Raw genomic sequence first — 10,493 nt, 5'->3', positions numbered from 1 at the left:
GCGTGTCGCTGAAACCATCCCGACCGAACAGGCGACAGCCATCGGCGTCAAACTTGACCAGAAGGCACCGGTAGCGACACCTGACGAGCTGGCCAATTACGATGCCATCATCTTTGGTACACCGACGCGCTTCGGCAATATGGCGGGACAGATGCGCACGTTTCTCGACCAGACCGGCGGACTGTGGATGAGTGGCGCGCTGGTAGGGAAAATCGGCAGTGTCTTTGCGTCGACCGGCACCCAGCACGGTGGCCAGGAAACCACTATTACGTCGTTCCACAGCACACTCCTGCATCAGGGGATGGTCATCGTGGGTGTGCCTTACAGCTGCGCAGGACTGACCAACATGAGTGAGATCACCGGCGGTACACCCTATGGCGCGACCACCTTGGCAGGCACCGACGGTAAACGGCAACCGTCACAAAATGAACTGGATATTGCGCGATTCCAGGGTAAACACGTCGCTGAGCTTGCAAAAAAGATTGCGGGTTAACGCGAGCACGTAAATGGGCACATGTTGCAGGACAGGAGTCGAGCTTCGCTGGCCTGTGTAACGCCGAGGTGGATTTCACCACCGCGGCGCTGATGCTCGCTGGTGGCGTGGCGATTCTACTGGCCTTGCCAGCGAAAGCCTTGCGCGTCGGTAGTCATTGATGAATGACGTAAGCGTTTTTGGATTCAGGGGAGCTACGTTCTAGCGAGGTCGCTCCTCATCCGGTCAGTTAAACTGACCGCCAAGGCTTTGCGTTTGCAGGTGCGCGAGAGCCGGAACATCGAAGAGCTGACGACGCATTACAGCGAGTTCATTCAGCTGTTCCAGCCACTCTGGAAAACGCTTCGCGAGCAGGAGCATCTGCAACCATCCGACTGCTTTCTGGCGTGGACTCTGCTTATTCATGAGTACCGTAAACTAGCTCTTGGGAAGTCAACGGGCCCAATACTCCGGGCTCTCGATAACGCTGACATGATCGGCAAATAACGAAGGCAGATGAACCTGTAAATACTCCACCCACGTTCGTACCTTGGCATCCAGAAAGCGTCGAGAGGGATAAAGCGCAAAAATATTTCTTTCCCGCAGTCTGCAATCAGGTAGAACACGTACCAACGAGCCGTCACGCAAACCCTGCGTGGCACTGAAGAATGGTAGAAGGCTTATCCCCATTCCCTCCTCCGTGGCCCTTACCATCGCATCAGCTACGTTGGTGCTGAATGGCCCATCCGGCGAAATCGTTACATCACCCTGTTCTAATTTGAAACGCCAAATGTCCTCTTGAAAATCCTGAAGGTGCAAACAGCGATGATGCTTCAATTGAGCCGGTTGGTCGGGAACCCCTTTTTTAGCAAGGTATCGTGGCGCGGCACAAACCACACTAAATATCTGCCCAACTGTCTGGCAAACAAGAGCAGAGTCCGGTAAGGAGTGAGCAATGGATATCACGATATCGTGCCCCTCCTCAAGTGGGTCGGGATTATGCTGAGAGAGCGTTAGCGTGATCGAAACATCGGAATAACGCTCGCTATATCCAGCGATTAATGGCGTGATCAATACACCCAGACCGCTCATGCAATGTACACGTAGCCGTCCTCTCGGGTTGAGATGCGCACCGCGGGCCTCCACCGTCGCCTCCCTCACATCTTCCAGGATGTCACGACAACGCAACAGAAAACGGTCACCGGACTCTGTGAGGCTTAACCGCCGAGTGGTGCGGTGCAGTAGCCGGGTTTCTAAATGCTGCTCCAGATCGGCAATCAAGCGGGAAACCTGCGCGCCTGACAGATCTAACGCGTCGGCAGCGGCAGAAAAACTGCCACTGTCTACCACCTTTGCAAACACAGTCATGCTGTTCAGAAAATCCATTACTTAGCGTCCCGATTAGTACGTTTTATGTACGGGTCAATCTCTCTGTGTAGCATTTATCTGATTCTCAATCCTGATAAAATTGGCAGCACATCCAGAGGGTTAGATCATGAACAGCAAACTCATCAAATATATCAGTCTTTCGTTTCTTTTCATCGCAACTGGTGCCATTGCAGCCGACGATATTGCCAGCACTGTATCCGCTGATACCGAGAATCTTGATATTAAACGTATCGTTTCCATGACTCCGGTACCCGTCAGTTGCCAGGTAGAACCGGCAACCATGGTGTATATCGACAGTCAGGGCACCAGCCATACCATCTCCTACAAAGTGATGGGTACCTGCCAAGGGGGCGTCTGATCGGCTTTCCGATCAGAGCAGTTTCCAGGTGTAACTCAATATCAAGCGATTCTCGTCAACATCGCTCCGATAGTTGGAACGCGCCATTACATTGCGAACCCGCACGCCCAGACCGCTCAACCAACCACGTTGAAACGCATACCCAATATCGAGGTCACGCTCCCGATCCTTACCTTCAAAGCCCGAACTGGTCTCGACGTTACTACCTGCGATGTAGCGAACAGTGGTAGTTAGACCGGGGATTCCCATGGCTGCAAAATCGTAATCGTATCGGGCTTGCCAAGAGCGCTCATCGGTTGACGCAAACTCATACGTAGGTACCTCGTTACCTAGCGGAGAAATATTGGCAAACACTCTGGGAAATGCGCTCTCCCCAAACATTGCCTGGTATCCAATGTAAAAGGTATGGCCACCGCGCTTAGCAGATAACAGAGAAAAAACCGCCTTGTTATCGATGTTCCCCAACAGCTCACTGCCATCTTCCTTCGCGTTGTAATAGCCGAGATTGGCACCTAACACCCAGTCACCCACAGGTTGACTGTGCTTGAGTCCAAGGAAGTCCTGGGCGTAAATGTCTTTCAGTTGGCCGTGCCACAAACTGACACTGGATCGATTGGAGTTGAAACTGAAATCGCCACCCAGGTAGTTGAATTCATCACTCTCAGCCTGACGTTGAGGCACAAACCCCAACATGGCGATCATTTTTTCATCGCCTGCTTCATTGCGCAGGCTGGTGCTGGTCAAGTGTCCGGCTTGCAAGTTCAGACCACCAATATCACTCGAGCTAAAACTTACACCCTGATAACTCGGGGGCAGTAAACGTATATCACTGAATGCGAGCACAGGAAGATTAGGCTGCAGTTCACCCACCTTCAATTCGGTGTTTGAGAATTTTGTCTTAAAGGTTAATCCTAAACGACTGTAATCATCGGCCGCTCGCCCGTCGTCCCGTACAGGCAACAAACCAGTATTAACCCGATCAGGGCTACTATCGAGCTTCAGACCCAAAGTGCCTAAAGCATCGATGCCAAATCCTAGCGGGCCGGTTGTGTACCCGGATTTGAAGGTCAAGATAAAACCTTGTGCCCATTCCTCGGCTTTAGACTGTTGATTAGCACCAACAATGTCAGAATAGTCGCGGCTAAAATAATAGTTACGGGCTTGCAGGGTAACGGTAGAACCCTCGATAAACCCCTGATCTGCCGCCGACGCGGCGAAGGGCATAATAAAAAGTGAAAGCAAGATACGCTGGGTAATCGGTTGATTCATGTCGTCGCTCTTATTTATTGTTATCGACTGCTTATACGCCGTGCGCTAACACGATCGGGTCATACGTTGGGCATTAGGCCTCGCAACTGGTGCTGTAATCGCACGCGGCATCCGGGCCTTTTTGAGGTGAATACCTTCAGACACCGCAATACGCAGCCGCCGCCCAAGCTTTCATTTTTTCAATTGATTATTTGGAAAATATGTTCCACAAGCAGCTTTTTTCCAGGCAGACGAGCCCACTTTGAACTCGTCTTTTCTGCTGACTCGCCCTTACTGCAAAACGACCTGCTTGGGAGACACGATCCGACGATTCAAGGTGTTCTGTATCAGGAAGACCAGAACGGCTACTGCCCCCACCAATCCAGGTATGGCAAAAATGAGGAAGTTCGCCTGTAATGGCAATGATGAAGCTTGTAATACACCACCCAGTATCGGGCCAATGATTGCGCCGGTGCGACCCACGCCCATCGCCCAACCGAGGCCTGTAGCCCGTACCTCGGGAGGATAAAATTGGACGGTACAGGCGTTGGCCAATATTTGCGTGCCGATGGTGCAAGCTCCCGCAATGGCGATGAGGAAATAAAGCACTGGTAATGGGGCTTTAAGGGCGAGCAGGCTGAGGGCCAAGGCCCCGCAACTGAAGTAGGCGAACAAGACTTTAGCAATGCCTATTCGATCACCCAGCCACCCACCGGCTACTGCGCCGATAATCGCACCCACGTTCAGCACCACCAAAAACGCCAAACTGGAGTTCAAGCCGTATCCCGCAGCAGTCATGAGTTTTGGTAACCAGGAGCTCAATGCATAGACCATAAGCAAGCAACAGAAAAACGCCAGCCACAACATAAAGGTGCTTAATTTACGTCCGTCCCGGAACAACTTAGCAATTGATACGCTAGTGCCTTTTGCGACTGCATGGCTCAACTGATCGCTTTCGCTGGGCACATAACTTGGTGCGACTTGCTTCAGCAACGCTTGTGCCTTTACGGTCTGGCTAGTGCGTAGAAGGAAATCCATCGATTCAGGCAACTGCCGTATCAAAAATGGCAATGCCAGCAGTGGAATCAACGCCACATAGAACACGGCTTGCCACCCCCACTGAGGAATCAGCACCATGCCCAGTCCGGCAGACAACATTCCGCCTAATGAGTAGCCACTGAACATAAGGGCGACCAAGGTGCTGCGCGATTTCCTGGGTGCGTACTCGTTCATCAACGCGACAACATTTGGCATTACCCCGCCGATCCCTAGACCTGCGATAAAACGACATAACGCAAAAGCCTCCGGGCTTTGCGCCATGCCATTGAGAGCCGTAACACTGCTGAAAAGCGTCACGCAGATCATGATGGTTTTACGCCGGCCAATCCGGTCAGACAATGACCCAAAAAACAGCGCACCCAACATCATGCCGACCAGTGCACAACTACCGAGTGCCCCGGCCTGTATCGAGCTCAACCCCCACTCGGCCATCAGTGACGGCAGCACGACGCCGTAGATAACCAGATCGTAGCCGTCAAAGATGATAATCAGCGCGCACCAGAACAGTACGCGCGCATGGAAGGTGTTGAAGCGTGCCCCGTCAAGCAGGGCTGTTACATCGATCGTACGCATGGCATCGCTCTTTTTGTCATTGTTATAGAGCCGGAGCTTCAAACGCCACCGGGCTTGCGCGGTGCCCGATTAGCTGATTCACCTGCGCGTTGCGCTTGAGTGACACCAGCTATTCAGGATTAGGCATGCACAGATCATGGCCAACGCGTCGAAGGTGATAAATGCAGTGATTCGAATACCCACTATTTCGAGCGTGAATAAGTTTCAGAGAGGAGCTAAAGCGAGGCACTCACAGGGAACGCGATACTGAAGCAATTCATAAGCTTGCGGCTCTTGTTGTGGCCATTTCAGAGCGACGCAGACCCCAGTCTCACGCCTGTGACGATGACATGATCAGATCGATTTTCGCCTAGTTCTGTTTGTCGACCTCCCTTGCGTATCGTTTCAGTGTGATGTTTGAGAAATAAATTTCCCTATGCTTGCTTTGCTTAACCCCGAAGATTTTTCCGAACTGGGCCTTCGCGTTCGTTCCGCCACCCGCTATCAGCGTGATGGTCGTCCAGGCTGGGGCAAATTGCTGGCAGCGAAAGAGTCAATGCGAGAAGAAATTCTACGATAGACCGGTTTCTTTCGCCCTGCGGCCACCGATTAGTGTCAGCGTTTTGAGACGCTGCGACTGGAAGGCTTGCTCGGCAAGCCTGGCCGTAGGCACAAATTTCCTATACTGCAGACACGATCCGCTGCGGGCTTGAACAGGTCACTCAACCTCATATCGGCGAGCCCCGCTGGAGCAGCCGAAGCATAGCTCTTGCCGTCGGGAATCAGATGTTCTCTGATTAATACCCGCCCTACGGGCAGCAAATTTGTAAATTTCATGCCCCCTCCGTTTGGGCCGAGCGGTAGGGCGCCAAGGATGTTGCCTGAGTTCGCGGGTACAGACTGTCTTGCAGTGTCATGGATACAACTCTTGCATCAGAGAGTGCAGCGTCCGTTTGATTAAGGTATCGAGATCAGTCCAAGCCAATCCGAGTGCTGTCTGATGAGGCCCCAACTCTAGAGGTCTGGCGATGACATTGGGAGGCAATGCTCTGGCTGCTTCTGCAGGAACGACGCCGAACCCCAACCCCGCCGAAACCAATGCCAGCATCGTCGTGTACTCGCCAAGTTCGGCAGCAATGTTTAGCTTCGTATCGAAACCTGCGAGTGCTGCGATCAGTTCGTCATGCATATCCGGCGCAAATCGTCGCGCAAGCAGGTAGCACGGGATCGAGACCAACTGTGAAGGGAGCAGCACTTGCTGCTTGGCTAGTACGTGATCGCTTGGCATGGCCACTACGAAGGACTCTCGCAAGATGATGCGCGTCTGGAGGTCGGGGGCTGCGATCGGCAGACGTACAAGGCCAAAGTCCAGGTGACCTTCCCGCAGAAGCCTCACCTGTTCGAGCGAGGGCATGTCCTTCAATTCCAGCTCAATTCGGGGGAAGCGCTGGTGGAGTGAACGAATCAGCGTCGGGAGTATGCCGGGGAGCACAGACGACACAAATGCAACTCGCAGACGCCCGACCTCTCCTCGACCTGATGCCCGCGCGATATCCAGAGCTCGGCTGGACTGATGCAAGGTTGCGCGAGCTTCCGGGAGAAAGATCCGACCGGTTTCGCTCAATGCCACCGAATGCCGGTCACGATCAAACAGCCGAGCGCCGACCTCCTCTTCCAATGCCTTGATTTGCATGCTCAGCGCTGGCTGCACGATCGATAACCGCTGCGCGGCTCGGCCGAAATGCAGCTCTTCCGACAGCACGATAAAGGCCCGCAAAAGTTTGAGCTCCATGTTACGCATCTCCTTATCAGCATCCGTGATCACCAGATCATGAAGGACAATTAGACGCCGCGTCGATACCGCGTTGAACTGCCAGGCATCCTGATTACATGGCCTGTGGCGCAATCTGTAATGATTAATGCACTTGATAAGTTTTATCTGAATGGACAGTTAGCACTGGTCACCGGCTCGTGCAAAGGGATCGGTCTGGCGCTTGCCGAAGCCCTGCTCTCTGCCGGAGCAATTGTTGTACTGAATGGCCGACACACCGAGCCACTGCAACGAAAATGTGAAGAGCTACGTGAGGCAGGCCTGAGCGTCGACTACTCATTATTCGATGTTACTAATCGCGCTGAAATCGCCAGCGCCATTGCCGCGCTGGAAGCGCGTCTGGGCGGCATCGATATTCTGGTCAACAACGCCGGCATTCAACATCGAGCGCCACTCGAAGAGTTCGACCCAGGGCATTGGGACGCTCTCATGCGCACCAACCTGGATGGCGTATTCAATGTCACCCAGTCTGTGGTGCGCGGAATGATTGAGCGCCGTCGCGGCAAGATCATCAACATCTGCTCTGTTCAAAGCGAGCTTGCCCGCCCTTCCATTGCGCCTTATGCAGCCACAAAAGGCGCGATCCGAATGCTCACCCGTGGCATGTGCGCCGATTGGGCGCGATACGGGATTCAGATCAATGGCCTGGCGCCCGGCTACTTCCGAACCGAACTCAATCGCGATCTGGTCAATGACCCACAGTTCTCGAACTGGCTTTGCGAGCGCACCCCGGCCGGACGCTGGGGCGAGGTGGAGGAGCTGTCCGGCGCCCTCCTCCTGCTGGCCTCTAACGCCTCTGATTTCATCAACGGGCAGGTGCTTTACGTCGACGGTGGCCTGACCAGCGTCGTGTAACCCTGTTCCTCCCATGCTCGACGTGATCAATAAAGGAAAAACAGCATGCCTCGATCCATCCCGACCCTCTGCGGTTCGATCATGGCTGAGCCTTTTTCGCTCGGCGAAAAGATTCATAACGCTGCCTATGACCATCTCGGTCTGGAGTACCGCTTCGTCTGTTTCGGCGTGGAAGACCCAGCGGCTGCCGTACAGGCCATTCGCACACTCGGTGTGCGGGGCATGAACGTGTCGATGCCTTACAAAACGGCTGTCATGGAGCACCTGGACGAGATCGATGAAGCCGCCCAGGTGATTGGCGCGGTCAATACCATCAATAACGTCGACGGTGTTCTGACGGGCTACAACACCGACTACCTCGGCTCGCTAGCAGCGCTTCGTGAAGTGATCGATCCAACCGACCGACGTGTAGCCGTGATCGGCGCCGGCGGTGCGGCACGGGCAGTGGTGTATGGCTGCCTGCAGACTGGTGCGCATGTCACGGTATTCAACCGTAGTGCTGCGCGAGGCCGAGACCTTGCCCAGTCGCTAGGCATTCAATACGGCGGCGGCATCGAAGATTTTCTTGCCAGTGAGTTCGACATTGTTATCAACGCCACCTCCGTCGGTTTTCGGCAGCCCACCGTCAATCCACTAGAGGGGCGCCTGGCCAGTCATCTTGTGGTGATGGACGTCGCCTTCATCCCCGCGCAGACCGCATTGATAGGCCAGGCACGGCAACTGGGCTGTGTCACGGTGTCCGGCACACGGATGCTGGTGCACCAGGCTCGCAAACAGATTGAGCTCTACACCGGCCACTATGAGGCACCGTTGGAGGTCATGGAGCACGCGATGCTTCAGGAAATCGAACGTCTGCAACTCTGAACCTGAAGCTTTGCATTTACTCCCCCAGAGGACAGGTCATGAAAACAACAATAAGCACCATTCCGAGTGAAACCGAAAGCCCCGCGAGTAGTACCACAACCGGTACCGCGCCCGAGACCGAAGTGCAGACCAGCGACCTGCGTCGCGCAGCTTGGGCGTGTTCATTGGGTAGCGCCTTGGAGTACTACGATTTCGCGCTCTACACACTGGCGTCCGCGTTGATATTTGGCCCTCTGTTTTTTCCGGAGCAGACACCGGAGATGCGTTTGATTGCCAGCTTCGGCAGCTACTTTTTGGGCTTCGCAGTACGTCCCGTGGGCGGCATTCTGTTTGGGCAATTGGGTGATCGGATTGGCCGGCGGTATGTACTGACCGCTACCGTTCTACTGATGGGGATTTCCAGTGCCCTGATTGGTGCTTTGCCGACCTTCGAGACTGCGGGATACCTGGCCCCCTTGTTATTGGTGGTTCTACGTTTACTGCAAGGATTGGGTGCGGGCGCCGAGCAAGCTGGCGCGGCGGTCATGATGACCGAGTACGCGCCGCGCGGGCAGCGGGGGTTTTATGCTGCCCTACCCTTCCTGGGTATTCAGATCGGGACATTACTGGCGGCAGTGATCTACCTGATGCTCGCCAATGATCCAGCGCACGTCACTGAGACCTGGCTCTGGCGCGTACCCTTCCTGCTCAGTGTGATCATTATCGGCGTAGGCCTATACATGCGGCTGCGACTCAAAGAGTCGCCCACTTTTGAACGCATGAAAGCCAATCGAAACGAAAACACCAGCCCGTTACGTACCGTGCTGACTACTTCACGCCGCCCCTTGCTGTTGGGTATCGGACTACGTCTGGCGGAGAATGGCGGATCATCGATTTATCAGGCCCTCGCCGTGAGCTACATGGTGGGTGTCATCGGTCTGCAGGGCCCGATTGGTGTACTGACATTGATATGCGCAGCCACGGTTGGCGCTTGTACGGTACCCATTGCGGGCAAACTCAGTGATCGCTTCGGTCGCGTTCGAGTGTACCGCGCCTTCGCCCTCCTTCAGCTTGTTCTCGCCTTTCCTGTCTGGTGGGTGCTGAGTCAAGGCGATGCTGTATCCAGCATGATCGCCATCGCCCTGGCTCTGGGAATCGGTACGTGGGGCATGTTCGGTACTCAGGCCGCATTGCTGCCAGAGCTATTCGGCGCGGGACATCGATACATGGGGGTATCGGTTGCGCGAGAAGCGTCATCGGTGATTGCTGGCGGGATTGCGCCAATGGCCGGCGCAATGATCATTGCCTTTGTCGTGGCGTTACGTCCGGAGGATCCTCACGCTGCGGTAGGTGCTTGGCTACCAATTGCAAGTTACCTGACGCTACTGACACTAGCGACTTTGTTCACCACGTTCAAAACTCCAGAGCCTCGTGATCGCGATTTAAACGATCCGAATGATGCTCGTTGAACCTGCCCTCTTTTGTTACCAACCCGAGGCCTATCGATGAATGCACATAGACGACAGATCAGCACAATCACCCTCCCCTCGGCTATCGGCGCCATGGAGGCCGCCGTTGCCGAAGCTGAGCGGTGTGGCCTGCGCATTAGCGTCTGCGTGGTCAATGCGATGGGTCAACAGATCCTTGCCGCACACATGGATGGAGCAACATTGCAATGCAGTGAGATCGCACGCGGGAAAGCTATGACCGCGGTCGGATACGGGCTTTCAACCAGCGCTTGGGAGCATCGTTTGGAAAACCGTTCGGATGCCGTGCGCCAGGGGCTGCCATTACAAGCGGGGCTTGTCCTTTTCGGAGGAGGAGAACCTTTTCTAGATGAGGAGGACATCGTTGGCGCGATTGGAGTGTCGGGGGGGGGGGGGGGG

The 10,493-nt window shown here is 54.7% G+C and carries 10 protein-coding genes and 1 pseudogene; 7 read left to right on the top strand and 4 right to left on the bottom strand.

The genetic code is table 11. From position 1 onward, the window contains the following. Together wrbA and PMI30_RS30320 are read left to right on the top strand one after the other, a co-directional pair. The coding region (gene wrbA / locus PMI30_RS24150) for an NAD(P)H:quinone oxidoreductase (RefSeq protein WP_008006821.1) at positions 1 to 493 on the top strand (493 nt) is incomplete at its 5' end. 234 nt (positions 494 to 727) lie between these two features. Beyond that, positions 728 to 919: pseudogene (locus PMI30_RS30320) on the top strand (PaaX family transcriptional regulator C-terminal domain-containing protein); the annotation flags it as partial. Positions 920 to 925: 6 nt separating this feature from the next. Here the strand turns inward: PMI30_RS30320 and PMI30_RS24155 are convergent. After that, the gene (locus PMI30_RS24155; RefSeq protein WP_008006817.1) at positions 926 to 1,858 is read right to left on the bottom strand and encodes a LysR family transcriptional regulator; all 933 of its coding nucleotides are present in this window, start codon (positions 1,856 to 1,858) and stop codon (positions 926 to 928) included. Between the two features lie 109 nt (positions 1,859 to 1,967). Between PMI30_RS24155 and PMI30_RS24160 the strand changes: the two genes are divergently transcribed. After that, complete coding sequence (locus tag PMI30_RS24160; protein WP_008006816.1) at positions 1,968 to 2,219, top strand: DUF2790 domain-containing protein; 252 nt, start codon at positions 1,968 to 1,970, stop codon at positions 2,217 to 2,219. A 12-nt stretch (positions 2,220 to 2,231) separates the two neighbouring features. Here the strand turns inward: PMI30_RS24160 and PMI30_RS24165 are convergent, their stop codons facing one another. The 3 genes from PMI30_RS24165 to PMI30_RS24175 form a co-directional block, all read right to left on the bottom strand. Continuing rightward, on the bottom strand, positions 2,232 to 3,488 hold the full coding sequence (locus PMI30_RS24165; RefSeq protein WP_008006814.1) for an OprD family porin: 1,257 nt from the start codon (positions 3,486 to 3,488) through the stop codon (positions 2,232 to 2,234). A 270-nt stretch (positions 3,489 to 3,758) separates the two neighbouring features. Beyond that, the gene (locus PMI30_RS24170; RefSeq protein WP_008006812.1) at positions 3,759 to 5,099 is read right to left on the bottom strand and encodes an MFS transporter; all 1,341 of its coding nucleotides are present in this window, start codon (positions 5,097 to 5,099) and stop codon (positions 3,759 to 3,761) included. An 892-nt stretch (positions 5,100 to 5,991) separates the two neighbouring features. Then, on the bottom strand, positions 5,992 to 6,870 hold the full coding sequence (locus tag PMI30_RS24175; protein ID WP_008006808.1) for a LysR family transcriptional regulator: 879 nt from the start codon (positions 6,868 to 6,870) through the stop codon (positions 5,992 to 5,994). A 120-nt stretch (positions 6,871 to 6,990) separates the two neighbouring features. On the opposite strand from PMI30_RS24175, the gene PMI30_RS24180 reads away from it, so the two are divergent. The 4 genes from PMI30_RS24180 to PMI30_RS24195 form a co-directional block, all read left to right on the top strand. Beyond that, positions 6,991 to 7,764: an SDR family NAD(P)-dependent oxidoreductase gene (locus PMI30_RS24180; RefSeq protein WP_008006806.1), complete on the top strand. Its 774-nt coding sequence runs from the start codon at positions 6,991 to 6,993 to the stop codon at positions 7,762 to 7,764. Positions 7,765 to 7,809: 45 nt separating this feature from the next. Further along, positions 7,810 to 8,628, top strand: coding sequence for a shikimate dehydrogenase (aroE, locus tag PMI30_RS24185; RefSeq protein WP_008006803.1), 819 nt, complete (start codon positions 7,810 to 7,812; stop codon positions 8,626 to 8,628). A 38-nt stretch (positions 8,629 to 8,666) separates the two neighbouring features. Continuing rightward, the gene (locus tag PMI30_RS24190; protein ID WP_008006802.1) at positions 8,667 to 10,076 is read left to right on the top strand and encodes an MFS transporter; all 1,410 of its coding nucleotides are present in this window, start codon (positions 8,667 to 8,669) and stop codon (positions 10,074 to 10,076) included. 36 nt (positions 10,077 to 10,112) lie between these two features. Continuing rightward, positions 10,113 to 10,493 (top strand): GlcG/HbpS family heme-binding protein (locus tag PMI30_RS24195; RefSeq protein ID WP_008006800.1); only part of this gene is annotated, 381 nt, incomplete at its 3' end.

The organism is Pseudomonas sp. GM50, from assembly GCF_000282375.1.
GTDB lineage: Bacteria > Pseudomonadota > Gammaproteobacteria > Pseudomonadales > Pseudomonadaceae > Aquipseudomonas.
The sequence above is the reverse complement of the archived record's forward strand: the minus strand, read 5'-3'. Positions and strand labels throughout refer to the sequence as shown.